The 24212-nt window shown below is 66.8% G+C and carries 23 protein-coding genes; 13 read left to right on the top strand and 10 right to left on the bottom strand.

Going from position 1 to position 24212, the window contains the following annotated elements; all coding sequences use genetic code 11:
- Positions 1–83: 83 nt before the first annotated feature.
- Positions 84–2285, bottom strand: coding sequence for an RNA degradosome polyphosphate kinase (locus tag MU582_19710; protein ID UPK74637.1), 2202 nt, complete (start codon positions 2283–2285; stop codon positions 84–86).
- A 66-nt stretch (positions 2286–2351) separates the two neighbouring features.
- Here MU582_19710 and MU582_19705 point away from each other — a divergent pair, with 66 nt between their 5' ends.
- Entirely contained in the window at positions 2352–3392 is a 1041-nt protein-coding gene (locus MU582_19705; protein UPK74636.1) for an alpha/beta hydrolase, read from the top strand.
- Here the strand turns inward: MU582_19705 and mshD are convergent.
- Genes mshD through MU582_19690 form a run of 3 tightly spaced genes read right to left on the bottom strand, consistent with a single transcriptional unit; the run spans position 3389 to position 5765 of the window.
- Complete coding sequence (gene mshD / locus MU582_19700) at positions 3389–4279, bottom strand: mycothiol synthase (GenBank protein UPK74635.1); 891 nt, start codon at positions 4277–4279, stop codon at positions 3389–3391. The two genes, MU582_19705 and mshD, sit on opposite strands and share 4 nt — an antisense overlap.
- A 21-nt stretch (positions 4280–4300) precedes the next feature.
- Positions 4301–5026 (bottom strand): DNA alkylation repair protein, encoded by a 726-nt coding sequence (locus tag MU582_19695; protein ID UPK74634.1) that lies wholly within the window; start codon positions 5024–5026, stop codon positions 4301–4303.
- Positions 5027–5051: 25 nt separating this feature from the next.
- Positions 5052–5765 (bottom strand): response regulator transcription factor, encoded by a 714-nt coding sequence (locus MU582_19690; protein ID UPK74633.1) that lies wholly within the window; start codon positions 5763–5765, stop codon positions 5052–5054.
- 76 nt (positions 5766–5841) lie between these two features.
- Between MU582_19690 and MU582_19685 the strand changes: the two genes are divergently transcribed.
- The 5 genes from MU582_19685 to MU582_19665 all read left to right on the top strand — a co-directional run bounded on the left by MU582_19685 (position 5842) and on the right by MU582_19665 (position 9273).
- The gene (locus MU582_19685; protein UPK74632.1) at positions 5842–6120 is read left to right on the top strand and encodes a MoaD/ThiS family protein; all 279 of its coding nucleotides are present in this window, start codon (positions 5842–5844) and stop codon (positions 6118–6120) included.
- Between the two features lie 29 nt (positions 6121–6149).
- Entirely contained in the window at positions 6150–6926 is a 777-nt protein-coding gene (locus MU582_19680) for a hypothetical protein (GenBank protein ID UPK74631.1), read from the top strand.
- 453 nt (positions 6927–7379) lie between these two features.
- Complete coding sequence (locus tag MU582_19675; GenBank protein ID UPK74630.1) at positions 7380–8228, top strand: sulfurtransferase; 849 nt, start codon at positions 7380–7382, stop codon at positions 8226–8228.
- 11 nt (positions 8229–8239) lie between these two features.
- The gene (locus MU582_19670; protein UPK74629.1) at positions 8240–8536 is read left to right on the top strand and encodes a DUF1416 domain-containing protein; all 297 of its coding nucleotides are present in this window, start codon (positions 8240–8242) and stop codon (positions 8534–8536) included.
- A gap of 116 nt (positions 8537–8652) precedes the next feature.
- Positions 8653–9273 carry a hypothetical protein gene (locus MU582_19665; protein UPK74628.1) on the top strand — a complete coding sequence of 207 codons (621 nt, stop codon included), beginning with the start codon at positions 8653–8655 and terminating at the stop codon, positions 9271–9273.
- Here the strand turns inward: MU582_19665 and MU582_19660 are convergent.
- Both MU582_19660 and dtd read right to left on the bottom strand, forming a co-directional pair.
- Positions 9266–10351 (bottom strand): LCP family protein, encoded by a 1086-nt coding sequence (locus MU582_19660; protein ID UPK74627.1) that lies wholly within the window; start codon positions 10349–10351, stop codon positions 9266–9268. The two genes, MU582_19665 and MU582_19660, sit on opposite strands and share 8 nt — an antisense overlap.
- Positions 10352–10463: 112 nt before the next feature.
- Positions 10464–10889, bottom strand: coding sequence for a D-aminoacyl-tRNA deacylase (dtd, locus tag MU582_19655; protein ID UPK74626.1), 426 nt, complete (start codon positions 10887–10889; stop codon positions 10464–10466).
- A 94-nt stretch (positions 10890–10983) separates the two neighbouring features.
- On the opposite strand from dtd, the gene MU582_19650 reads away from it, so the two are divergent.
- The 3 genes from MU582_19650 to MU582_19640 all read left to right on the top strand — a co-directional run bounded on the left by MU582_19650 (position 10984) and on the right by MU582_19640 (position 14971).
- Positions 10984–11478, top strand: a complete 495-nt coding sequence (locus MU582_19650; GenBank protein UPK74625.1) for an FABP family protein — start codon at positions 10984–10986, stop codon at positions 11476–11478.
- A 43-nt stretch (positions 11479–11521) separates the two neighbouring features.
- A complete protein-coding gene (locus MU582_19645; protein UPK74624.1) occupies positions 11522–12475 on the top strand; it encodes a folate-binding protein in 954 nt (317 codons plus the stop codon).
- A 195-nt stretch (positions 12476–12670) separates the two neighbouring features.
- Entirely contained in the window at positions 12671–14971 is a 2301-nt protein-coding gene (locus MU582_19640; GenBank protein ID UPK74623.1) for an Ig-like domain-containing protein, read from the top strand.
- 69 nt (positions 14972–15040) lie between these two features.
- Here the strand turns inward: MU582_19640 and MU582_19635 are convergent, their stop codons facing one another.
- On the bottom strand, positions 15041–16585 hold the full coding sequence (locus MU582_19635; protein ID UPK74622.1) for an MFS transporter: 1545 nt from the start codon (positions 16583–16585) through the stop codon (positions 15041–15043).
- A gap of 215 nt (positions 16586–16800) precedes the next feature.
- Here MU582_19635 and MU582_19630 point away from each other — a divergent pair, with 215 nt between their 5' ends.
- The 4 genes from MU582_19630 to MU582_19615 all read left to right on the top strand — a co-directional run bounded on the left by MU582_19630 (position 16801) and on the right by MU582_19615 (position 20473).
- Entirely contained in the window at positions 16801–17328 is a 528-nt protein-coding gene (locus MU582_19630) for a TetR/AcrR family transcriptional regulator (protein ID UPK74621.1), read from the top strand.
- Positions 17325–18368: an AbrB family transcriptional regulator gene (locus MU582_19625; protein UPK74620.1), complete on the top strand. Its 1044-nt coding sequence runs from the start codon at positions 17325–17327 to the stop codon at positions 18366–18368. The genes MU582_19630 and MU582_19625 overlap by 4 nt, the downstream gene beginning before the upstream one ends.
- Positions 18369–18399: 31 nt before the next feature.
- On the top strand, positions 18400–18636 hold the full coding sequence (locus tag MU582_19620) for a hypothetical protein (protein UPK74619.1): 237 nt from the start codon (positions 18400–18402) through the stop codon (positions 18634–18636).
- 235 nt (positions 18637–18871) lie between these two features.
- Positions 18872–20473 carry a DEAD/DEAH box helicase gene (locus MU582_19615; protein ID UPK74618.1) on the top strand — a complete coding sequence of 534 codons (1602 nt, stop codon included), beginning with the start codon at positions 18872–18874 and terminating at the stop codon, positions 20471–20473.
- 7 nt (positions 20474–20480) lie between these two features.
- Here the strand turns inward: MU582_19615 and MU582_19610 are convergent, their stop codons facing one another.
- From MU582_19610 to cysD, 3 genes are all read right to left on the bottom strand, one after another.
- Positions 20481–21920, bottom strand: a complete 1440-nt coding sequence (locus tag MU582_19610; protein UPK74617.1) for a hypothetical protein — start codon at positions 21918–21920, stop codon at positions 20481–20483.
- A gap of 139 nt (positions 21921–22059) precedes the next feature.
- On the bottom strand, positions 22060–23301 hold the full coding sequence (locus MU582_19605) for a GTP-binding protein (GenBank protein ID UPK74616.1): 1242 nt from the start codon (positions 23299–23301) through the stop codon (positions 22060–22062).
- Positions 23301–24212 (bottom strand): sulfate adenylyltransferase subunit CysD, encoded by a 912-nt coding sequence (gene cysD / locus MU582_19600; protein UPK74615.1) that lies wholly within the window; start codon positions 24210–24212, stop codon positions 23301–23303. Before cysD ends, MU582_19605 begins: the two co-directional genes overlap by 1 nt.

Below are 24212 nucleotides of genomic sequence, written 5' to 3'. Positions count from 1 at the left end.
GTATCTATCACGCATAGCTCCAATAGGTTCGTACCTGTGCGTGATAGATACAAGCGCGGCCGCCACGAAATTTGGTCTGGCCACTAGGTACGCCGGGCGGCGGCCGCGGCGTCGGCCTTGCGGTCCTTCGCCCGGGCGATGAGCATTTCCTGCAGGTCGTCGAGCGGAGTTCCGTCGTCGGCGAGGTGCTGGCGCTGCCAGGTGCCGTCGGCGGAGAGGTGCCAGGCGGCGGTCGTGTCGGCCATCGCCAGCGCGAGCAGCTCGCCGAGCTCGCGGACGTGGTCGGCGCTGGGGATACGTACGAGGGTCTCGACCCGGCGGTCCAGGTTGCGGTGCATCAGGTCCGCCGAGCCGATCCAGGCGCGCGGTTCACCGCCACCGGCGAACCAGAACACGCGGCTGTGTTCGAGGAACCGTCCCAGAATGCTGCGTACGCGGATCGTCTCGGAGAGTCCGGGTACGCCGGGCCGCAGCGCGCAGATTCCTCTGGCGACGATGTCGATCGGCACGCCTGCGCGCGATGCTTCGAACAACGCGTCGATCATCGTCTCGTCGACCAGTGCGTTGACCTTCAGCCGGATTCCCGCCGGGCGCCCGGCACGGTGGTTGTCGACTTCGTACCCGATCTGATCCAGCAGTCCGTCGCGTACGCCCGTCGGTGCGACGAGCAGGCGCGCATAGTCGGTGTTGCGCGAGTAGCCGGAGAGGTTGTTGAACAGATCGGTGAGATCGCCCGCGATCTCGTCGTTGGCGGTCAGCAGGCCGAGGTCTTCGTACCCGCGCGCGGTCTTGGGGTTGTAGTTGCCGGTGCCGATATGGGCGTATCGCCGCAGCCCGGACGGCTCGTCGCGTACGACGAGGGCGAGCTTGCAGTGCGTCTTGAGCCCGAGCAGTCCGTAGACGACATGGCAGCCGGCTTCCTCCAGCTTGCGCGCCCAGCCGATGTTGGCCTGCTCGTCGAAGCGAGCCTTGATCTCGACGAGGACGAGCACCTGCTTACCCGCCTGGGCCGCATCGACCAATGCGTCGACGATCGGGGAGTCGCCGGAGGTCCGGTAAAGCGTCTGCTTGATCGCGAGTACGCGCGGGTCGGCGGCGGCCTGCTCGATGAAGCGCTGCACGCTCGTGGCGAACGAGTCGTACGGGTGATGGACGAGCACATCGCGCCGGGCGAGTGCGGCGAACATGTTCACCGGGCTGGCGGACTCGACCTCCGACAGGTCGGGATGTGTCGCGGGCACGTACGGCTCGAACTTGAGCTCTGAGCGGTCGAGGTCGGCGATCTCGCCGAGGCTGCGTAGATCGAGTGGCCCCGGCAACCGGAACACCTCGGCGTCGGTGACGCCGAGCTCCTTGACGAGCAGGTCGAGGATCTCCGGGTCGATGGAGTCCTCGACCTCGAGGCGTACCGGTGGCCCGAACTTGCGGCGGAGCAGCTCCTGCTCGAGCGCCTTCAGGAGATTCTCGGTGTCGTCTTCCTCGACCTCGAGGTCTTCGTTGCGGGTGACGCGGAAGGCATGGTGGGCGATGATCTCCATACCCGGGAACAACACGTCGAGGTGTGCGGCGATCACGTCTTCGAGCGGTACGAAACGCTCCGGAGCGACCTCCACCCAACGGGAGAAGATCGGCGGCACCTTGACCCGCGCGAAGTGCTCCTTACCGGTCTCGGGGTTACGGATCACGACGGCGAGGTTCAGCGAGAGCCCGGAGATGTACGGGAACGGATGCGCCGGGTCGACTGCCAGCGGGGTGAGAACCGGGTAGACGCGGTCGCTGTAGACGGCGCTGGCGTCGTCGCGTTCCGCCTCGTTCAGGTCGCCCCACCGTACGAGCTGGATGCCCGCGGTCGAGAGCGCGTGCACGATGTCGGTACGAAACAGCTCGCCCTGACGCAGCATCAGGTCGTGGCTCGTTCGCAGGCCGGACTCGAGTACGTCGCGCGGACGCAGCCCACTCGCCGCCCGAACCGCAACACCGGCCGCAATGCGGCGCTTGAGGCCGGCGACGCGCACCATGAAGAACTCGTCGAGATTGCTGGAGAAGATGGACATGAACCGCACCCGCTCCAGCAGCGGCACGTCGGGGTCCTCGGCGAGCTCGAGCACTCGCTCGTTGAACGTGAGCCACGAAAGCTCCCGATCGAGGAAGCGATCCTCTGGCAGCTCACCGGCGGCGGTGTCGTACGGCGGCTCGACATCGAACGACTCGCGTGCAGGATTGGTGTCGACCGAGGCATCGGTATCGGTGACGGTGGAATCGAGCGCGAGATCGTCGACGGACATGGTCCGATGATGGCACCTGTCGGTGAACGTTCGGTAAAGACCGATGCACCGTTATCCTGATGCGTCATGTCTCTGTCTCGGATCACGGCGCAGCTGAAAGGCAGCGCTCTGCGCGGTCTGCTCTCCCTTCCGACGCCGTTCGTACGCCTGCTCGGGGGCCGACCCGTCGTACGCGAGGGCGTCGAGCTCGATGCGGAGATGCAGTTGATCCTCAGGCTGCAGAGGCTCGAGGGCCCGGCCGTCGAAGACCGTCCGCTGCCGCACGGCCGCAGGGCACTCCTGTCGGGCGCCCGACTCGTCGGCGGCGCTCTGCTTGTCGGCAGCGTCGTCGACCGCGAGCTCGCAGGTCCGGCGGGCCCGGTCCCGATCCGGATCTACACGCCTCGCGGAGTGACCGCAATCGGCCCGGCGCTGGTCTACTACCACGGCGGCGGCTGGGTGTACGGCGGCTTGGAGAGCCACGATGCGGTCTGCCGCTTCCTGGCCGAGCACGCCGATGTGCGGGTGATCGCAGTCGACTACCGGCTTGCGCCCGAGGCGCCTTTCCCCGCGGCCGTTGACGATGCGCTCGCGGCGTACGACTGGATCTCCGCGAATGCCGAGGGGCTCGGCGTCGACCCGTCGTGCATCGCGGTCGGCGGCGACAGTGCAGGCGCCAACCTGGCGACCGTCATCGCTCAGGAGCGGGTGGGTTCGGGCGGCCCCGTCTTCCAGCTGCTGATCTATCCGCCTACCGACTTCGGCACCGAGCGGGCGAGCCGGCATAGGTACGCATCAGGTTTCTACCTCAGCAAGCGGTACATGGACCAGGCCGAGGCGATGTACCTGCCCGAGGGCACGGATGTCAGTGATCCACGGTTGTCGCCGATCTACGGCAAGCTCGAAGGCATCGCGCCCGCATACGTCGTGACAGCTGGCTTCGATCCGCTGCGCGACGAGGGCGAGGCCTACGCCGACGCGATGCGTGCCGCGGGCGTGGAGGTCGAGTACGTCTGCGAACGCGGTCTGATCCACTCGTTCGCGAACATGGTCGGAGTCGGCCGCAGCGGACCGGCGGCGATGCGCCGCGCCGGTGACGCGTTGCTCCGTGGCGTGCGACCCGCTTAGGTCGCGGGTTGGCGCGCGTACATCACATCGCGGGCAGCAGTCTCGAACCCGAGCCGCCCGTAGACGGCGAGGGCCGGACCGTTGTCTCCCTCGACGTAGAGATCGACGGTACGAATGCCCTGCCGTTGCAGGTGTACGAGCCCCAGCCGAGTGAGCGCCGAGCCGAGACCGAGGCCCTGGGCGTCCGGATCGACGCCGACGACGTAGACCTCGCCGATGCCGTCGGCGACCTTGGTCCAGTGGAAGCCGACGAGCTCGCCGGCACGCTCGGCGAGGAAGAACCCGTCGGCGTCGAACCAGTCGGCCGCGATGCGCTGGTCGAGGTCGTGCTGCGTCATCGACCCCTGTTCCGGATGGTCGGCGAACGCCCTTGCGTTGAGGGCGAGCCAGGCTTCGTCGTCGGCACCGGGGCGGAACGTCCGGAAGACGACGCCGTCCGGAGCGGACGGTTCGGCGAGTGTCTCCTCGAGCCGTGTCTCCATCCGCAGCAGCGTTCGTACGTGGGTGAACCCGGCCTTCGTCGCGAGCTCGGCGGAGCCAGGCAGGTCGCCGTGTGCCCATGCCCGGACCTCCCGCCCACGAGCCGTGTCGACCACGGCATCGACGAGTGCACTGCCGATGCCGGCTCGTCGTGCGCCGGGTGCGACAACGCATTCGATGACCAGTGCGTCGTCGAGCTCACCGATCGCGTAGCCAACCAGGCCGGAGTCTGCGACCGCGCGTACGTGCACGGCGTCGCGTACGGAAGCGTCGTGCAGGCGGAGTAGCGACTGCTCGTTGAGCGGGGCGACACCGTCGTGGTCGGTCGCGGCGCTGACGAGAGCGTCGACGTCTTCGACGGCTGCGGGCTCGAGGGTGTCGGTGACCGAGATGTCCAGGTTGCTCACCGGACCAACGTACCGGGGCAGTCAGCGTCGGAGTGCGCGGGCGATGAGCTCGGGGCGTACGTCTTCGGGCAGCGGCTTGACGGCCTCTCGTACGGCCAGGACGGGCACCCTGCCGGGGCGTTCGCGCAGCCAGTCTTCGACCAGCTTCGGGCGCCGCTTGGCCGTGTCTCGGAGAACCCAGCCGATCGCCTTGCGGATGAAGAACTCGCGCTCGTCCAACATCGAGTCGGCGTACGCGGCGAAGCGTTGCCAGTCGCCGTCGCCGTTGCGAAGGGGCACGAGCAGCGTGAGCAGTGCGGCGCGGCGAACCCAGAAGTCGTCGTCTCGAGCCCAGCGGTCGAGTACCGCACCGGCGTCCGGGTAGGTGTCGGCGATGACCCCGGCGACGTCTGACGACAGGAAGTCGACCAGCGCCCAGGTCTTCGACTCGCGTACCAGCCGTTCGATGGTCGCGAGATCGTCGGGGTCGAGTGTCTTGGCGCGGTAGCGAAGCACCTCGACGGCGGCCATCCGGTGTTCGTGGACGGGCTCGCGCCACAGCGTCTGGGCGAGCGCCAACACGTCGACGTGCTCGGTCACGTCGTGGTCTCGCATCGCCCGGCGGGTGATGGAACGGATCAGCGGAACCCGTACGCCCAGGTGTGTCAGGGTGCTCTTCAGGTATGTGGACTCGCGTTCGGCGCGTACGGGATCGGCCTCGCCGGCGAGGGCGTCGAGGATCGCGACAGTGGCCTGCTCGGTGCTCACTCGGGCACCGTACGCGCCGGAGCCGTCAGTGCGATCGCTGAACGTTCTTGGTGCGCTTCGTCTCGGTGTTGGGTACGACGAAGCGGTAGCCGACATTGCGTACGGTGCCGATCAGCGACTCCTTGTCGGCGCCGAGCTTGGAGCGGAGCCGGCGTACGTGCACGTCGACCGTGCGTGAGCCGCCGAAGTAGTCGTACCCCCACACCTCCTGCAGCAGCTGCTCGCGGCTGAACACCCGGCCCGGATGCTGGGCGAGGTACTTGAGCAGCTCGAACTCCTTGAAGGTGAGGTCGAGTACGCGCCCGTCGAGCTTCGCGGTGTACGTGACGTCGTCGACCACGACTCCGCCGGACTTGATCAGATGCGACTCGGGGTCGTCGTGCTCCTCCTCCATACGGCCGGTGCCGACGCGTAGCCGCGCCTCCAGCTCGGCCGGCCCGGCGGTGGTGAGGATGAAGTCGTCCATGCCCCAGTCGGCGGCGACGACGGCGAGCCCGCCCTCGGTGACCGCGAGGATCAGCGGTGAGTCGGAGCCGGTCGTACGCAACATCCGGGTGAGGGCTCGTACGTGTGCGAGCTCCTGGCGGCCGTCGATGATGACGGCATCGACCGGTGGAGCGTCGACGAGCACACTCGGATCGGGCGGCAGGATCTTCACGGTGTGGGGGAGAAGGGCGAGCGCAGGCAACACCTCCACGGACGACTCATGACTGTTCGTCAGTAGGAGCAGGGTCGACATGCGGATTGCCTCCAGAAAGCACGAAAGGCCCAGGGCTGTGCGCCCGGGCCTCATTGCATGCTCCAGAATAAGGCACGTGAGTGACAGCGATGCAGGCGGGCAGGTGACCGTGCGCTTCTGGGCGGCTGCTCGCGCGGCCGCTGGGCAGGACTCCATGCGCGTCGAGCCGGGCTCTTTGGACGACGTTTTGGCCGCCGTACGCGCCGCGTACCCGGGCAACAAACGACTCCACGATGTGATGGACATGTGTTCGGTGCTGATCGGCGAAACACCGGTCACGACGGCCGACCGGTCGGCCGTCGACGTACCTGCCGGGTCGTCGGTCGAGCTGCTGCCGCCGTTCGCCGGCGGGTGAGCACGTCAAGTGTCTGGCACGATCGAACAGTGGCAAGTGTTCTGACCGTCGTCCTCGCGGGCCTCGTTGCGCTCGCGGGCTACACGTCGGTGTACGCGGTGGGCGCCGCGGTGCTGATCGGGCAGCTGTTGATGGCGGCCCTCCCGGCGCCGACGGACCGTCGTGGCGGTGTCGTCGCGGCGCGACCGCTGTTGCCGGTGATCGTGGGTTCTCTCGTCGCGACGGCGTTGATGCTGCGGCCGGGGTCACTCGTCGGCGCCGACGGTACGACTGCGGTCGAGGAGTCCAGCTCGATGGCGGGGCTGCAGTTGGGGCTCGGCCCCGGCATCGCGGTCGCTGTCCTGGTCGCGTTGTTCATGCAGATGACGCGCCGCGACGGCCGAGAGCTGCTGGTCGCGTCCGTCTCGTACGCAACGGCGTCGGCGGCGCTTGCCGTCTGCATGTCGATGTGGGTGACCGTGCCGTCGCTGGCGGACGGCGAGGCGATCGTCGCCGCAGGCGCTGCCGGTGCCGCGGTCGCGGCGGTCGGCTGGCTCGTGCCGGGGCCGCGTGGGCTCCTCGGGCCGGTGGCGTTCGTGATGGCCGGAGTCGCCGGGGGGGCCGTCGGGTACGTCGGTGATGACGGGATGAGCACCGACTTCGGCGTCGCCATCGGTCTCGTCGCCGGATTGATGGTCGTCGTCGGGCGCCTTGCCGCGGCCGGCTGGGCGCCGGAGTCGGCGCGCCGGATCGGTTTCGAGGCGGCACTCCCGCTCGCCCTCGCCGGTCCGCTGGTGTACCTCGTCGGGCAGTTCTACGTACTCTGACTCGAATCCGCGTACCTTGCCCCGATCAGGTGGTTACGTACGGCGCGTGGAATACCACGGGCCCATAGCAAACCGCGCCACTCACCACCAAACTTGCTGGGTAGCGGCGGGGATTCCTATGGGCCCGTGGTATTTCGCGGGGCAAGGTCGAACACGCGCCACGATGAGAGACGCGCGTCCGTGATGTGAGACACCGCTTCGGCGGTCGCGATCGAAACGTATTGTGGGCACATGCCGTTCACGACGCTGCTGACCAAGCGCCGCGCAGTGGATCACTGCCGCGTGCGCTCGGCGCTGTGTCGAATGCACTGAGCAGGCGACGCCTGCATTTTGGGCCGTTCTCGGCCATCAGCCCCGCTCTTTGAGTCCATTCGCGTACGCGGATGTCGATGCGGCGGCGACTACCACTATCGATATGCCCCAGGAGCGGGCGAGAAATCTTGGAGGAATCCTATGAGCCGAGCATCTGCGCTCGTCACGTCCGACTGGGTCGAGGAACACCTCGACGACGACAAGGTCGTGCTGATCGAGGTCGACGAAGACACCACGGCGTACGACAAGGGCCACATCAGGGGCGCGATCAAACTGGACTGGAAGGAAGACCTCCAGGACCCAGTACGCCGCGACTTCGTCGACAAGGCCCAGTTCGAGGCGTTGCTGAGCGACCGCGGCATCGCCAACGACGACACGGTGGTGCTGTACGGCGGTAACAACAACTGGTTCGCCGCCTACGCGTACTGGTATTTCAAGCTCTACGGGCACGACGACGTGAAGCTGCTCGACGGCGGTCGCAAGAAGTGGGAGCTCGACAGCCGCGAGCTCGTCGACGAGGTGCCCGAGCGCGCCAAAACGACCTACACCGCTCAGGAGCAGGACTCCTCGATCCGTGCCTTCCGCGATGAGGTCGTCGACGCGATCGGCAAGCGCAGCCTGGTCGACGTACGCAGCCCCGATGAGTTCGCCGGTCGCCTGCTCGCCCCGGCCCATCTCCCGCAGGAGGCGGCGCAGCGTGGCGGTCACATCCCGACCGCCGCGAACATCCCGTGGAGCAAGGCCGCGAACGACGACGGCACGTTCAAGAGCGACGACGAGTTGCGCGAGATCTACACCACTGCGGGTGTCGACTTCGACCAGGACATCATCGCGTACTGCCGGATCGGGGAGCGGAGCTCGCACACGTGGTTCGTGCTCAAGGAGATCCTCGAGCAGCCCAACGTGAAGAACTACGACGGTTCGTGGACCGAGTACGGCTCGCTCATCGGCGTGCCGGTCGCGCTCGGCGACGAGCCCGGCGAGGCCTGAGGAGCGGCGTGATGTGCGGAGCAACCAAGGGTGGACCGTCGCTCGACGGCATCGACCTGAGCAAGCAGAGCGTCATCCAGGGCATCGTCGTCTCCGGTGACGAACCCGTTGGCAACGCGTACGTCCGGCTGCTCGACTCCAGCGGCGAGTTCACCGCAGAGGTGCCGACGTCGGCGACCGGCCAGTTCCGCTTCTTCGCGGCACCGGGGCAGTGGACGCTGCGTACGCTCGCGCCGCGGGTCGAGCCGGTCGACCGTACGGTCGTTGCGCAGCAGGGCAACGTCGCTGAGGTGACTGTCGCCGTCTGAGCCACACCGCAACGCCCGCCGCTCTCGCCACGCGCGAGGCGGCGGGCGTTCTGCGTGCCTGAGCCGGTGCGTGTGCATACTGGGCCGCCAGACGTTCCGTACGCGAGGAGAATCTGATGCGCATAACTCGCACCGCCGTCGCATTGGCGACCGGTTTGGTCATGACGATCGGCGGAAGTGTGTCGGCCGCCGAACCGAGCTCAATGGCTCACCAGCCCGAGCAGGCGGCAAGCCCGTCCGCAGCGGCGAGCGTGAGTGACCAAGGAGCACGTAAGTGCATCGGAAAGAAGAAGGTCCGGCGCGCGCGGGTTTTCGTCAGCGTCAAGCGGCTCAACCGGATCCTGGGCAAGAAGGGCACCTACTGGGCCGGCACCTACCGGGTCTGGGATGTCTGCTTCAGCTCGTATGACCTGTCCGCGTACGTGGTGAAGAAGAAGGGCAAGCTGCGCGTCTTCGAGATCGAGGCACCGCCCGCGAAGTCGGCATTCCGCAGCGATGCGAGCCGGGCTGAGGCTGAAGGTACGCGCGGCTGCATCTCGAAGCGGACGATCAAGCGCAAACTGCGCCCGTACATGACCTTCCGTAAGGTCAAGAAGGCGCTCGGGGGCGGCGGGGCCGGGTCGTCGCCCACCTCACGCTACTGGAGCGGCTGCTTCGACGGTCGACTCAAGGTGGCGTTCGATCGAGTGAAGGGTAAGCGCCGGGTCCGCGACATCGACGTCGTCGAGGCTAGTTGACGTCCTTCGGGTCGGACAGGGCATCCTTCTTGTACTTCTTGGCGTACTCCTCGACGGTCAGCTTGCCGTCGCCGCGGACCGCGCCCCACAGCTGCCGGCACTTGCGCTTATCGAGTAGCACGACGCTGCCTACCGGGGTGTCGTTGTCGTAGCCGGACATCGGGGCGGTGAGGAACTGGACGTTGTCGCTGTTCAGGCCGCGCATGTTGAACGCGAGGTCGCGAATATCGCCGGTTTCCCAGCCGTCGTCCACGTCGAGGTTCTTGGTGATCGCTTTGAGTACGCCCGGCAGCTTCGTCGGGCTGGTCAGACCTTCGTTGATCAGCTTGTTCATCAGCGAGCGCATGAAGTTCTGCTGCCGCGCGATGCGGTCGAAGTCGCCGTTGGCCAGGCCGTGGCGGGTGCGCACGTATTGCAGTGCCTTTTTTCCCTCGACGTTGTGCCACCCCTTCGTCCAAGGAATCTCCTGGGAGGAGTCGTAGACCGTCTCGGGAACATAGACCCGGACCCCGTCGAGCGCCGTCGAGAGGTCTTTGAAGCCCTCCCAGTTCATCTTCGCGACGTGGTCGATGCGAATGTCGGTGAGCTGCTCGACGGTCGCCTGGGCGCCGGCCTCCTTGTAGTACGAGTACGCGGAGTTGATCTTGTTCATGCCCTGCGGCTCGTTGTGCTCGTCGTAGATCTCGACGTAACTGTCACGCGGGATCGAGACCAAGTAGGCGTTCTCGCGGTCCTCGGCGATGTGCGCCAGGATTATCGTGTCTGCGCGCTGCGTGTCGCCGTCGCCGTCCTCGCCGAGGAGGAGGATGTTCAGCGCCTCGCCTGGGGCGGGGTCGGGGCGGCCGGAGGCGTCGAGACCGTCGAAGCGGTCGATGTTGCCGAGCTGGAGGTACAGCCAGAGGGCGTAGCCGCCGACGGCGAGGATCAGTACGAGCACCAGGATGATCAGCGACGAGATCACCTTGTGGCGTCGCATCCAGCCTTTGGTCTTCTCTGCACGATGCCGGCCCTGGGCAGGCGCAGACGCGGCGTCGTCGGGCGACTCCGTGTCAGGCCCTGCCGTTGGTGGGCTGCTCATGTGCTCCTGCTCGTCCGGGGTACGGGCGCCGGGCAGTCCGTGGCACCGCCTATGGCCGCACACCATTGTGCCGGGTCAAGCCAAATGCTTCGACCGCGAGCCCGGTTCGTGGTCACGCGTCGAGGATCAAGGTGGTCGGCCCGTCGTTCACGAGTTCAACGGCCATCAGCGCCCCGAAGGTTCCCGACTGCACCTTAGCGCCGAGCGAACGTAGTTGTTCGCAGAACGCTTCGTACAGGGGTTCGGACACCTCGCCGGGTGCCGCGGCGTTCCAGGTCGGGCGGCGCCCCTTCCGCGCGTCGCCGTACAACGTGAACTGGCTCACGACGAGGATCGGTGCTCCGAGATCGGACGCCGACCGCTCGTCGCGCATGATCCGCAGGCTCCATACCTTGGCTGCGAGCCGCTCGACCTGCTCGCGCCCGTCATCGTGGGTGACGCCGAGAAGTACGAGTAGGCCAGGCTCGTCGATGGCGCCGACGACCTCGTTGTCGACGGTCACGCTGGCGCGGGTCACCCGCTGTACGACGGCTCGCATGAGCATATTGTGCCGAGGTCAGTCCACGAGTGCCTGAGCAGGCCCCATGCGCCGACGGTACGCGCGGGGCCGCTCGCTATTAGGCTGGCCCACCATGGCGTTCGAAATCCCGCAGGACCTGCATCCCGATCTGATGGCGTACGCGTGGCTGCTCGGTCCGTGGCACGGCAATGGCCGCGGTGAGTACCCGGGTATGGACCCGTTCACCTTCGAACAAGACGTGGTGTTCGCGCACGACACCCGGCCGTTCCTGCACTACTTCAGCCAGTCGTGGCTGACCGACGACGACGGCGAACGTACCGGCCCGGGGCCGATCGAGACCGGGTTCATCCGCCCCGGCGGCGAGGGTGACGCCGAGATGGTGCTGGCGCATCCCACCGGGTACGCGGAGATCTGGTACGGCACGATCGAAGGGCCGCGCCTGACCATGAGCACCGACCTGATTGCGCGAACGACCTCGGCGACCGAGCTCACCGCGGCGCAGCGGATGTACGGCCTCGTCGACGGCGACCTGATGTACGCGTACGACATGGCCTACGACGGCAACCCGATGCAGTCCCACACGTGGGGGCAGCTCAAGCGGGTGTGAGACGGCACAGTCGGTGCGTACGACGCGCTCCTACACTGGAGGCATGGTGAATCCGAGCCCGCTGCTGAAGTTCGACGGCGCCGTCGAGGCCGATCCGCCCGACGAGGGCGTTGCCGCACATTATGGCTCGAACACCCGCGAACAACGGCGATTCGAGGATGGCGACGGGTTCGTCGACCTGTCGCACCGCGATGTGCTCACGATCTCCGGCCCCGACCGGCTCGGCTGGCTGCACTCGCTGACCACGCAGGCTTTCGAGAATCTCGAGCCCGGCCATCACGTACAGGCATTGCTGCTCAGCCCGCAGGGCCGGGTCGAGCACGGGTTCGTCGGTGTCGACGACGGTGAGACGTTCTGGGCGCACACCGAGCCGGGCTACGGCGACGCATTGCGCGGCTGGCTCGACTCGATGCGGTTCATGATGCGCGTCGAGGTCACCGACGTGACCGACTCCTGGGCGGTTGTCGGCAAGCCCGGCCTCACGTACGAGGTGATCGAGCGGAGCCGGCTGGAGACGTACGCCGACGCAGCGGGCGCTCCGGTAGGCGTATGGGCGTGGGAGGCAAGCCGGATCGCGGCCGGGCTACCGCGGCTCGGACTCGACACCGACGAGCGGGCGATCCCGAACGAGCTCGGCTGGCTCTCGACTCCCGATCGGGAGAGCGCCGTGCACCTCGACAAGGGCTGCTACCGCGGTCAGGAGACGGTGGCGCGCGTACACACGCTCGGCCGTCCGCCGCGGCGGCTGACCCTGCTGCACCTCGACGGGGCCGCCGAGCACCTGCCCGCGCACGGCAGCGCGCTGACCCTCGACGACCGCACGGTCGGTGTCGTCGGGTCGGCGGCGCGTCACTACGAGCTCGGACCGATCGCACTCGGCATCGTCAAGCGCAATGTCGCGACCGATGCGACCCTCCTCGCCGACGGCGTTGCCGCCGCGCAGGAGGTGCTGGTCGATCCCGAGGTCGGCCTGCACGTACGCCCCGCTCTGCGCTGACTCGAGTGCCCGTCACCTCCGGGCTCGGGTGGGTATGAACCGGTGCCGGAACGGCGCACCGGTTGAATCCTCATCGAGTTTCCTCGTTTTCCTGCGCAACTACCGAGCAACTACTTAACGTAGTTGCGCCGCTACCCAATGGGGTGTCGCGGTGCAGGACGGGGCAACGGGGCCCCTCGAAGAGGGAGGGACATTTTGACGTACACAAACCATCACCGGCGGCGCCTGCGCGGCGCCATCGGCACAGGGTGCGCGGCGACGATGGTTGCGTCGACGCTGCTGCTGGCGGGCACGCCGGCTCAAGCCGAACCGGCGGAGGAGATCGTCAGCGATATCGCGCCGAACGAGACAGCGGACACGTACGCCCAGTGGCACCAGGGCAATCCGAACTCGCCGTACTCGTTCGGGTTGACCGACGAGGGGCTGATGATGACCGGCAAGTCCCAGGTCATCAAGGGTTACGACGACAACGACAATGACCTCAGCGAGGGTGACACCAACGTCCCCGAACTGGACGAGACCCTGGATGGAGCGTCGTACGAGCTGGTCAGCGGCGACGCGTGGTTCCAGGTGGCGTTGTTCTTCGACAACACCGACGACGATATCGACAATCCGGTGTTCACCACGCTTCGACCGGCGGCCCCCGCGACCACCGGCACGAACGAGATCGACCTCGACGAGACTTGGACCACGAGCGCGGCGATCGACGACGACCACGGCAAAGGTCAACCCGCCCCGCTCGATGAGCTCGTTACTGCGATCGGCAATAGCCGCAAGACGATCGCGTTCGGTGTCTTCACCGACACCGGCCGCGAGACGCTCGTGAAGTCGATCAACTGGCGCGACACCACGTACACGTTCAAGGCACCGGCTGCCGGCGATGAGTCCGTCGCCGACCGCGAGATCGGCTGGAACGAGTCGCCGTACGCGGGCTGGCACCAGGGGTCGGATAAGGGCGGTACGCACGACGTCACGACGAACGGCCTCGAGCTGACCGGCAACTCCCAGGTCATCAAGGGGTACGACGACAACTCGATGAACGTCGACTCCCGGAACGTGCATCTGCCCAGCGCGCTGGAGGGTGCTTCGTACACCGTCGAGGAGGGCAACGCGTGGTTCCAGGTTCCGTTGTTCTTCACCGCACCTGGTCAGACCAGCACCGCGTTCACCACGCTGCGTCCGGCGCAGCCGGCCGAGACGGGCAGCACCCAGCAGATCAGCCTCGACGACCAGTGGGTGAGCAGTCGGGCGCTCGGGTCGATCCCGGCGGGCACCGCGACTCCGCTACGCGACCTCATCGACGAGATGACCGCATACAAGGTGCTTGCGTTCGGTGTCTTCTCCGACACCGGCGGCAGCGCGACCGTCAAGGACGTCACCTGGAACCACACCAAGTACACGTTCACCGACGAGCGGACCACGGGCAAGCAAAAGGTGTTCTTCAAGGACATCGCTCCCGCTGAGTCCGACGACACGTACGCGCAGTGGCACCAGGGTGTCGAGGGCGCCGAGGATAGCTACGAGATCACCAACGACGGGCTCGCGCTGACCGGCAAGTCACAGGTGACCAAGGGGTACGACGAGGACGATCAGCCGCAGGCCGGCATCGAGCGGGCGCTGACCGAAGCTTCGTACACCGTCGAGAGTGGCGACGCCTGGTTCCAGCTGGCGATCGGTTGGGCCGAAGGCGGATTCACGACGCTGCGTCCGGCCGTTCCTGCGACGGAGGGCGAGAACGCGATCTCGCTCGACGACCAGTGGATGTCGAGCCGCGCTTTCGATGACGTTCCCGCAAACACAGCGATGCCGCTGGGCGACCTCGTCGATGCAGTCCAGAGCCAGGATCAGCCGCACATGATGGCGTTTGGCGTGTTCACCGACACCGATCGCTCGACGACGGTCTCTTCCATTGACTGGGACGGCACGACGTACGACTTCGTCAACCGTGCACCAACGGCGACTCGGGGGTCGTTGGCGCTGAAGGCGGGTAAGTCGAAGGTCTACAAGTTCGATGCGAAGGTCGACCGCGACGGCAACCCCGTCACGTACGACGCCAAACGCCCGCTTCACGGCAAGGTGGAGATGGTGGGCGACTACCGCTTCAAGTACACGCCGCACGAGAAGTTCGCCGGCAAGGATCGGGTCCCCTACACGGTGACCGATCCGTACGGCGAGTCGGACACCGGCTATGTCGTGGTCAAGGTGAGCAAGCTCGACTCGCGGGTGACCGGCGTGCAGGTGAAGCCGAAGAAGATCACCCCGACGAAGCATGCTCGCGTGACCGTGCGCGTCATGTCCGGCGGCAAGCCGGCGGCCGGGCAGGTCCAGATCAGGGCCAAGCGCATTCTGGGGCAGAAGAAGCTCCAGAATGGCAAGGTCACGATCAAGCTCAACAAGCTCAAGCGCGGCAAGCACAAGCTGACTGCGCGTTACCTCGGCAGCAAGGTCTCTGCCAAGGCGAGCAAGAAGTTCACGATCCGGGTCGTTCGCCGCTGACCCGAATCCACAGAGCCGTACGTCCGGCAGCGCTGCGCTGCCGGACGTACGGATCTTCTGTGTCGGGCGTCAGGCCTCGGTGTCGGCGTTGCGCAAGGTCAGCGCTGAGACCGTTGCCGCACCGAGCGCGATCAGGATGCCAAGGGAGCAGGTGACCTGCACACCGTGGTCGAACGCCAGATGCGCGGATCGCAGCAATGCGTCTCCGGCAGCGCCGAGTCCACCCGCGACATCGACTGCGCCGCCGAGCGTCTCGGTGGCGACGTGCGAGTCGCCGGACGATACGGCTTCTGGCACCTGTACGTCCGAGCGGTACGTCGCCATCAGCACGCTACCGAGCACGGCAGTGCCGAGTACCGAGCCGATTTCGTACGCCGTCTCCGAGATCGCCGCGGCGGCACCGGACTTCTCCGCTGGTGCGGTCGCGATGATGATGTCGTTCGTCAGGGTCTCGGCCAGGCCGATGCCGATGCCGACCGCGACGAACGCGGCGCAGATCGACAGCACTGTCGGCACCTCGCCGACGAACGCCGCGATCGCGTAGCCCGCCGCGGACAACGCGAAACTGCCCCCGATGAGCAGATGCGGCTGGATGACCCGGACAAGACGCACGGCGACCAGCCCGGCGATGATCGACGCGACGAGCCCGGGTACGAGGACCGTACCGGCCTCCATCGGGCTGAGCCCGATCACCAGCTGCAGGAACTGCGCGACGAAGAACAGGAAACCGGCGAAGCCGAGGATGCTGAGCAGGTTGGACGCCACGGCCCCGCTGAACACCGGGTTCGCGAACAGTCGTACGTCGAGCATCGGTGTCGCTGAGGCGAGCTGACGGCGTACGAATGCCACGGCCGCGACGATGCCGACGGTGACGGCGCCGAACACGCCGTACGACCAGCCGTGCTCGGCGAACATCTTGATCGCGTACACGAGGGGCAGCATCGCGGCGAGCGACAAGACGATGCTCGGCACATCGACGGGACCCGGCGCTGGGTCCTTTGACTCGGGTACGAGCCACAGCACCAGGGGCAGCAGGGCGATGATGACCGGGACCGTGATCAGGAACACCGAGCCCCACCAGTTGTTCTCGAGCAGCCAGCCGCCCATGATCGGGCCGAGTGCAGCGCCGCCGGCGAACGCCGATGCCCACACCGCGATCGCCAGTCGGCGCTGGCGACGGTCGGTGAAGATGTTGCGCAGCAGGGACAGCGTCGACGGCATCAGCGTCGCGCCGAACACTCCGAGCAGCGCGCGCGAGAGGATCAGCATCTCGGCCGATGTGCTGTACGCGGCGATGACCTTCACGACCCCGAAGCCGATGGCGCCGACGAGCAGGAGCCGGCGCCGGCCGATGCGGTCGCCGAGGCTGCCCATTGCCACCAGTAGGCCGGCCAGCATCAGTGGGTAGATGTCGACGATCCAGAGCAGCTGGTTTGCCGACGGTGCCAGCGCAGTCGAGATCGCGGGAAGCGCGAAGCTCAGCACGGTGTTGTCGATCGAGACGAGCAGGACGGGGAGCATCAGGACGGCCAGTGCCGCCCACTCGCGTACACCCGCCCGGTTGCCAGGTGCCGGTGAGCCTTGGTGGGAGATTGCTCTGATGTCGGTGGACATGGGCGTACGCCTCCTTGTCTTCTGCTGCGCGGGCCGTCGGCGAACGGACTGCGTTGGATGGGTTCGTCGGCGCGGAACCGACCGGGCAACTGTACCGTCCAGCCGGTACAGTCACAACCGGATAACAACGTGATCTAGGCCCGACATTCCAGCGATCTCCGGCCGTATGACCGACGTCTCGTCGGGTCGGACACCTCGACTACTACGCTGTGGCGGTGGCCACAACACGCGACCGCATCCTGGATGCATTCGAGGCGCTGCTCGTCGAGCAGGGTTCGAGGGCCGCGACCCTCGATGCCGTCGCCGAGGAGGCGGGCGTGTCGAAGGGTGGTCTCCTCTACCACTTCCCGAGCCGCGACGACCTCGTCATCGGCATGCTCGACCGGTTGCGCGAGATGGGCGCCAAGGATGCCGAGAAGATGCGATCGGCCTCCGAGGGCGCCGTCGCGTACTACCTGGAGACGTCGACGCACACCGGGAGCAGGTTCGACCGGGCGATGATCGCGGCAGCACGCATCGCGCAGGAGTCCGATGCCCGCGCGTCCGCAGCGCTCGACGACCTGCGGGAGGCGTGGTTCGAGGTCCTCGACGAACAACTCGACGACGAGTCGCTGGCCCGCACCGTCCAGTTGCTGTGCGATGCCGTGTACTTCAACGAGACGATGGGCCTCGCCGAGCAGACCAGCCTGCCCGCCGTACGAGCGGTACTCGCCCGGCTGGGTGCCCTCGACCCGCCTACGTGATCCGGTCGTGGGCGACGACCGTCGCAATTGCGGCGGCCGCGTCGGCGGCACTCGCGTTGGTCGGCCTCCCGTCGCCCGTGCTTTTCGGAGCACTCGTCGGAGGCATGGCGTACGCGGTCTTCGGCAGCCGGTCATTGGCGTTACCCGACTGGTCCTTCTCCGTCGGCCAGGCGATCATCGGCGTCACCATCGGCGCACTCGTCGACGTCGAAACCCTCAGTGCCCTGAGTGGCGATCTGTGGCCGATCCTCGGTGCCTGCGTCGCGACGCTGCTGCTCAGCATCGTGGGTGGGTACGCATTTCGCAGCGGCCGCGACATGTCTGCGGCCACGGGTGTGTTCGCGATGATCGCCGGCGGCGCGTCGGGCGTGACTGCGATCGCGCGTGACCTGGGGGCCGATGAACGTGTCGTCGCGGTGGTGCAGTACCTCCGGGTGTTGCTGGTGTTGATCACCATGCCGCTGGTCACCGCCGCGGTGTTCCGCCCGGACCAGAGCCAGACCTCCGGGGGGCTGGGAGGCGACCCGTCGCTGCTCGGCGGCGCCGCTTTCACCGTGGTCTGCGTCGGGCTCGGGGCCGTGCTCGGTCGGCTCACCCGCATGCCTGCTGGTTCTCTGCTCGGTCCGCTGGCTGTCTCGGTGCTGCTCTCGGTGTCCGGTTGGTTCGACCCGGTCGGCGGCGCGGGAGTGCCGGACGTACTGGTCAACGCCGGCTATGCGCTGATCGGGATTCAGGTAGGCCTGCGGTTCACCCGCGCGAGCCTGCGCTCGATTGCGGCCCTGTTGCCCCGAGCGGTCCTCACCATCTTCGCGATGATCGCGCTGTGTGCCGGTCTCGGTGTCGCATTGGCCGCAGTGACCGGTACGTCGGCGCTCGACGCGTACCTCGCGACGACGCCCGGCGGCTTGTACGCAGTGCTCGCGACCGCCATCGCCACCGGCTCGAACGTCACCTTCGTCCTGGGTACGCAGGTCGCCCGCCTGTTGGTGATGTTGCTCGCAGCGCCGCTACTCGCCCGCGTAATGCGTCGGTCGACCTGACGTCTCGGAGCGCGCGGGTAGCCTCGTACGCATGCTGATGTGGATCGTGATCGTCGCAGGCCTGGCGGCGATGTTCTGGCTGCTGCCGTGGTTCGCCCAGCGGATGCAGTCCATGGCGGGCGACTCGGCGGGTGGATCGGGTGCGTTCCAGGCACTGCAGGAGGTGTTCCACCCCGCTGCGCACAGCGCCGAGGTCATACGTCGGCAGACCGATGAGGCACGCTCACAGGCCGCTGCACCCGACGATCCTCCCGACGGCCAGCGCTGACAACGGATCCAACGGCTCAGTCGTGTATGACCCGCGGGTCAGTGGTGAAGAACTCGCGTCTCATCCGTGGCCGTAGACTGGGTTCCTTATGTCTGAATCCGGTTCTTCCGCATCCGTCGCCGATTCGCCCCCAACTTTCCCCGAGCTCGGGATTGCCTCGCCGGTACTCCAATCTCTGCGCGAAGTCGGCTACGAGTCGCCGTCGCCGATCCAGTCGGCCACCATTCCGCCGCTCATGGCCGGTCGCGACGTCGTCGGCCTCGCCCAGACCGGCACCGGTAAGACCGCCGCGTTCGCGTTGCCGATCCTGTCTCGTATCGACGTCACGCGTCGTCGACCGCAGGCACTCGTACTTGCTCCTACTCGAGAGCTTGCGCTGCAGGTCGCGGAGGCGTTCGGGCGGTACGCCGCGCACCTCGACGGTGTGCACGTCGTACCCGTGTACGGCGGCACCGGCTACGGGCCGCAGCTCGGCGCCCTCAAACGCGGTGCGCACGTCGTGGTCGGCACACCCGGCCGAGTGATCGACCATCTGAACAAGGGCACTCTCGACCTGTCCGAGCTCGACTACCTGGTGCTCGACGAGGCCGACGAGATGCTCGCGATGGGCTTCCAGGAGGATGTCGAGCGCATCCTGGCCGATACTCCTGAGTACAAGCAGGTCGCGTTGTTCTCCGCGACAATGCCGGCCGCCATCCGCAAGATGTCGAACCGCTACCTGCACGACCCGAAGGAGATCCGGGTCAAGGCGCGCACGGTCACCGCCGAGAACACCACTCAGACCTACGTGATCGTCGATCACCGGCAGAAGCTCGACGCGCTCACGCGCATGCTCGAGGTCGAGTCGTTCGACGGCATGATCGTCTTCGTGCGCACCAAGCAGGCGACCGAAGATCTCGCAGAGCGCTTACGAGCAAGAGGATTCTCGGCCGCCGCGATCAACGGTGACCTCGTGCAGGCGCAGCGCGAACGCACCATCGGCCAGCTCAAGTCCGGTGCTCTCGACATCCTGGTCGCAACCGATGTCGCGGCGCGTGGTCTCGACGTCGACCGGATCAGCCACGTCGTCAACTACGACATCCCGTACGACACCGAGGCGTACATCCACCGGATCGGACGTACCGGGCGGGCCGGCCGATCGGGGCAGGCGCTGTTGTTCGTGACGCCACGAGAGCGTCGGTTGCTCCGCGCCATCGAGAAGGCCACAAGGCAGCCGCTCACCGAAGTCCCGCTGCCGTCGGTCGAAGACGTCAACTCGACCCGCGTCGCACGCTTCCTCGACTCGATCACCGAGGCGCTCGGCGCGAACGACCTCTCGTACTTTCGTGGGCTCGTCGAGCGCTACGAACAGGAGCACGACGTGCCGGCGGCCGACGTCGCGGCGGCGCTCGCCGTCATCGCACAGGGCGATCGCACGTTCCTACTGCAGCCGGAGCCGCCGCTGAAGCGGCGACCGCGCGACGACGGGCACCGACCACCAAGGGTCGCCGGCCGCCGTCGTGTCAACGATCGCGCGATGGCGACGTACCGGATCCGAGTGGGCAAGCGGCACAAGGTGAGCCCGGGCGCAATCGTCGGGGCGATCGCCAACGAAGGCGGGCTGGAGCGCCGCGACTTCGGCAAGATCGAGATCCGTGGCGGAGACAGCCTGGTGGAGCTACCCGAAAACCTCGACCCGGCGGTCGTCAAGGCGCTGGAGCGCACCCGGATCTCCGGTCAGCTGATCCACCTCGAACGCGAACGCGCGCATACGGGCCCACGTAACCAGAGCGGGCCCCGCGGCAAGGGCAAACGCGGCCCGGACGGTAAGAAGCTTCGGCACCGCAGATCCCGCTAGCGAGGCATTAGCCCTTACCTGCCGCCCGCCGGTCGAACAGGACGACCTTGTCTCTGGCCCGCCAGCTTCGCCCGTTGTCGGGAGCAACCTTGATGGAGCGGGTGGTTGCGACGATCCAGCGGCCGTTCGGCGAGATATCCGGCTGCCGCAGATGAGCTTTCGAGCCCTTACCGCTCGGTCCGACGGTGAGGAGCCGCTTTGCTTTGGTCTTGCGTTCCCACAGGTAGAGTTCGGCGCCGCCCTTGCCGGCGTACGCAACGAATCGACCGTTGGCCGACAGCGCCGGCTCCTGACCGACTGCGATGGTGCGCAGCTTCGACGCCCGAGCATCGAAGGTCCGGATCCGGCGCTCCCCGCGTACCAATGCCGAAAAGGTGACGTAGCGTCCGCCGGCGCTGATCGTGAGGTCCTTCGGCTCGTGACCCTTGCGCTTGGTGACCGGCGTCCAGCGGTTGGTGCGCAGGTCACGGATGCGCACCCTGCCCGCCCTGGTGGTCCAGGCGACATAACGGCCCGTTGCCGAGATGTCACTCTCCTTGCCACGTCCGACGTACCGGCTCTTCTGCACACCTGCGCGGGCGACGTAGACGTTCCATCCCTTCGCCGCCTTCGGTGAGATACCTGGGTTCGGAGACGAGTAGGCGATCCGGTTGCCGTTACCTGAGACCGATGAGTTGGCCGCCGTCTGCGCGCGCTTTCCGTTGCGCTTGAAGGCGACCCAGCTGGACTTACCCGTTGCGCGGTTGAACCTGCGTACGCGGTCGTACCAGTACGGATCGTCCCAGTAGTCTCGATACTCGGCGATCACGATATCGGCGCCGGTGGCGTACTCGGCGTGTGCGGCACGCGAGGCGAGTTGTTCTCTGGTATCCGTCCGGCGGTTGTAGAGCCACAGGTTGTAGTTGTAATTGGCGGAGCAGCCGTAACCGATCTGGGTCGGGCCGCGTCCGATCACGGCCTCCTCGCAGGGATGACCACTGCCGCGGATCGCGGTCGGCCCGTACGCGGGGCGCTCGGTCACCAAGAGCTCGCGCGTCTTGGAGGTGATCGCGGAGTCGGTCGAATGTGCTTTGGCCCGGATCTGGATCGTGCCGTCTACCGGCAGCCGGTAGGTCACCCGGGTGCGTGAACCTCGCTTACGGGGGAGAGGCTTCTGCTTGGCCTCGCCGACCGTCTTCCAGCTTCCGCCCTTCTCCCGTACCTGGATCCGGACCGGCTGGTGGTCCCAATCAGCACGCGGGTCGCCACTCGGATAGCCGACGCGCACCGTCGTCTCGTGCTTTCGTCCCGTGACCGTCCAGGTAGGGATGTAGTACCGCACCTTGCCCGGAGGCGGAACGCTCTTGCTCGTGCTTTCGGGTTCAGCGGCAACGGCGGATTCTCCCGATGCGACCGAGGTGCCGATCATGGCGACACTAGCGAGCATGATTGCGGATGTTCTGCGCATTTTCGCGCCTCCCTGTGGATGAGCAGTCGGCTCAAGCCGGTGAGATCCCGTTTCCAGCGCGAAAGTTCCGTCGACTTTGCAGAAATGCAGAACGCGGGGCACGGCCGAAGCCGTACCCCGCGTTCGCCGGAGCGCTACGTCAGTTGATCATGCCGGCGCCGACGGTCACGCCGGTCGCCTCGTCGATCAGGATGAACGAGCCGGTCGTCCGGTTCTTCTCGTACGGATCGCACAGCAGCGGCTGCGTGGTGCGCAGCTGTACGCGGCCGATCTCGTTCAGGCCGAGCTCGCCGGCGTCCTGGTCGCGGTGGAGCGTGTTGACGTCGAGTCGGTACTGGACGTCCTTGATCACCGCGCGGCACAGCCGGGTGGTGTGCTTCAGGGCGAGCTTGCGCTTTGCACGCAGCGGCTCGGGCACCATCCAGGAGATCATCGCGTCGATGTCCTGACTCGGCGTCGGGGCGTTCTGCGGCCGGCAGATCATATCGCCGCGGGAGACGTCGAGGTCGTCTTCGAGGCGTACGGTCACCGACATGGGCGGGAACGCCTGTTGGATCGCCTGGTCGTACAGGTCGATGCCGGCGACCTTCGAGGTGAGCCCGCTCGGCAGCACCAGCACATCGTCGCCCGGCTTCAGCACACCACCGGCAACCTGGCCGGCGTAACCGCGGTAGTCGTGGAACTCGTCGGACTTGGGGCGTACGACGTACTGCACCGGGAACCGTGCGTCGATCAGGTCGCGGTCGGAGGCGACGTGGACGTTCTCGAGGTAGTGCAGAAGGGACGTGCCGCCGTACCACGGCATGTTCTCGCTGCGAGTGACGACGTTGTCGCCCTTGAGCGCCGAGATCGGGATGATCGTGAGGTCGGGGATCGTCAGCTTGGTGGCGAACGTCCGGAACTCTTCGTTGATCTTGTTGTAGACCTCTTCGTCGTAGCCGACGAGGTCCATCTTGTTCACCGCGAGCACCAGGTGCGGCACCTTGAGCAGCGACAGCAGCACGGCGTGCCGGCGGCTCTGCTCGGTCAGGCCGGTACGGGCGTCGACCAGGACGAGCCCGAGGTCGGCCGTCGAAGCACCGGTGACCATGTTGCGGGTGTACTGCACGTGGCCCGGGGTGTCGGCGATGATGAACTTGCGATTCGGGGTCGCGAAGTAGCGGTACGCGACGTCGATCGTGATGCCCTGCTCGCGCTCCGAGCGCAGGCCGTCGGTGAGCAGTGCAAGGTCGGTGTAGTCGAAGCCCTTGTCTTCGGACGTACGCTCAACGGCCTCGAGCTGGTCCTCGAAGATCGACTTCGAGTCGAGCAGCAACCGGCCGATCAGGGTGGACTTGCCGTCGTCGACGGAGCCAGCCGTGGCAAACCGCAGGAGATCCATCAGAAGTACCCTTCCTTCTTGCGGTCTTCCATGGCCGCTTCGCTGAATCGGTCGTCACCGCGGGTAGCGCCGCGCTCGGTCACCCGAGCGACCGCGATCTCCTCGATGATCTCCGGGACGGTGCTCGCGGTGCTTTCGACGCAACCGGTGAGCGTCATGTCGCCGACGGTGCGGAAGCGAACCGTACGCTCCTCGACGGTCTCGCCCGAGCGCAGCGTCGCGTGGTCACCGGCCGACAGCAGCATGCCGTCGCGCTCGAAGACCTCGCGCTGGTGCGAGTAGTAGATGGCCGGGATCTCGATCTGCTCACGGCCGATGTAGTGCCAGATGTCGAGCTCGGTCCAGTTCGACAGCGGGAAGATCCGCATGTGCTCGCCCTCGGCGATCTTGCCGTTGTAGAGGCTCCACAGCTCGGGACGCTGGTTCTTCGGGTCCCACTGGCCGAACTCGTCGCGGTGGGAGTAGACGCGCTCCTTGGCGCGGGCCTTCTCCTCGTCGCGGCGACCTCCGCCGAACGCCGCGGTGAACCCGTGCTCCTCGATGGTGTTGAGCAGGGTGCCGATCTGTAGGCGGTTACGGCTGGTCTTGCCGTCGTCGACGACGACGCCGTTCTTGATCGCATCGTCGACCGAGGCGACGATCATCCGAACGCCGAGCCGGTTGACCCAGGAGTCGCGCGTCGCGAGCACCTCGGGGAAGTCGAAACCCGTGTCGACCTGCATGACGGGGAACGGGATCCTTGCAGGGTAGAAGGCCTTCTCCGCAAGCCGCAGCATGACGATGGAGTCCTTGCCGCCGGAGAACATGAGGACGGGCTTCTCGAATTCCGCCGCGACCTCACGGAAGATGTGGATCGACTCCGCTTCCAGCTCGTCGAGCTGGCTGAGGCGGTAGTCCGCGTGGGTGGTCAT

It is taken from the genome of Nocardioidaceae bacterium SCSIO 66511, assembly GCA_023100825.1.
Taxonomy (GTDB): domain Bacteria; phylum Actinomycetota; class Actinomycetes; order Propionibacteriales; family Nocardioidaceae; genus Solicola.
Note: the sequence above shows the minus strand (reverse complement) of the source record. Positions and strands in the feature narration are given on the sequence as shown.

Excerpts from the sequence above, each read along its gene's own strand:
- MU582_19645 (UPK74624.1), top strand. The coding sequence starts at position 11,522 with ATGGTGAATCCGAGCCCGCTGCTGAAGTTCGACGGCGCCGTCGAGGCC.
- MU582_19620 (UPK74619.1), top strand. The coding sequence starts at position 18,400 with ATGCTGATGTGGATCGTGATCGTCGCAGGCCTGGCGGCGATGTTCTGG.
- dtd (UPK74626.1), bottom strand. The coding sequence starts at position 10,889 with ATGCGAGCCGTCGTACAGCGGGTGACCCGCGCCAGCGTGACCGTCGAC.
- MU582_19660 (UPK74627.1), bottom strand. The coding sequence starts at position 10,351 with ATGAGCAGCCCACCAACGGCAGGGCCTGACACGGAGTCGCCCGACGAC.
- MU582_19665 (UPK74628.1), top strand. The coding sequence starts at position 8,653 with ATGCGCATAACTCGCACCGCCGTCGCATTGGCGACCGGTTTGGTCATG.
- MU582_19675 (UPK74630.1), top strand. The coding sequence starts at position 7,380 with ATGAGCCGAGCATCTGCGCTCGTCACGTCCGACTGGGTCGAGGAACAC.
- MU582_19690 (UPK74633.1), bottom strand. The coding sequence starts at position 5,765 with ATGTCGACCCTGCTCCTACTGACGAACAGTCATGAGTCGTCCGTGGAG.
- MU582_19635 (UPK74622.1), bottom strand. The coding sequence starts at position 16,585 with ATGTCCACCGACATCAGAGCAATCTCCCACCAAGGCTCACCGGCACCT.
- MU582_19710 (UPK74637.1), bottom strand. The coding sequence starts at position 2,285 with ATGTCCGTCGACGATCTCGCGCTCGATTCCACCGTCACCGATACCGAT.
- MU582_19615 (UPK74618.1), top strand. The coding sequence starts at position 18,872 with ATGGCCGGTCGCGACGTCGTCGGCCTCGCCCAGACCGGCACCGGTAAG.
- cysD (UPK74615.1), bottom strand. The coding sequence starts at position 24,212 with ATGACCACCCACGCGGACTACCGCCTCAGCCAGCTCGACGAGCTGGAA.
- MU582_19705 (UPK74636.1), top strand. The coding sequence starts at position 2,352 with ATGTCTCTGTCTCGGATCACGGCGCAGCTGAAAGGCAGCGCTCTGCGC.
- MU582_19670 (UPK74629.1), top strand. The coding sequence starts at position 8,240 with ATGTGCGGAGCAACCAAGGGTGGACCGTCGCTCGACGGCATCGACCTG.
- MU582_19610 (UPK74617.1), bottom strand. The coding sequence starts at position 21,920 with ATGCGCAGAACATCCGCAATCATGCTCGCTAGTGTCGCCATGATCGGC.
- MU582_19605 (UPK74616.1), bottom strand. The coding sequence starts at position 23,301 with ATGGATCTCCTGCGGTTTGCCACGGCTGGCTCCGTCGACGACGGCAAG.
- MU582_19650 (UPK74625.1), top strand. The coding sequence starts at position 10,984 with ATGGCGTTCGAAATCCCGCAGGACCTGCATCCCGATCTGATGGCGTAC.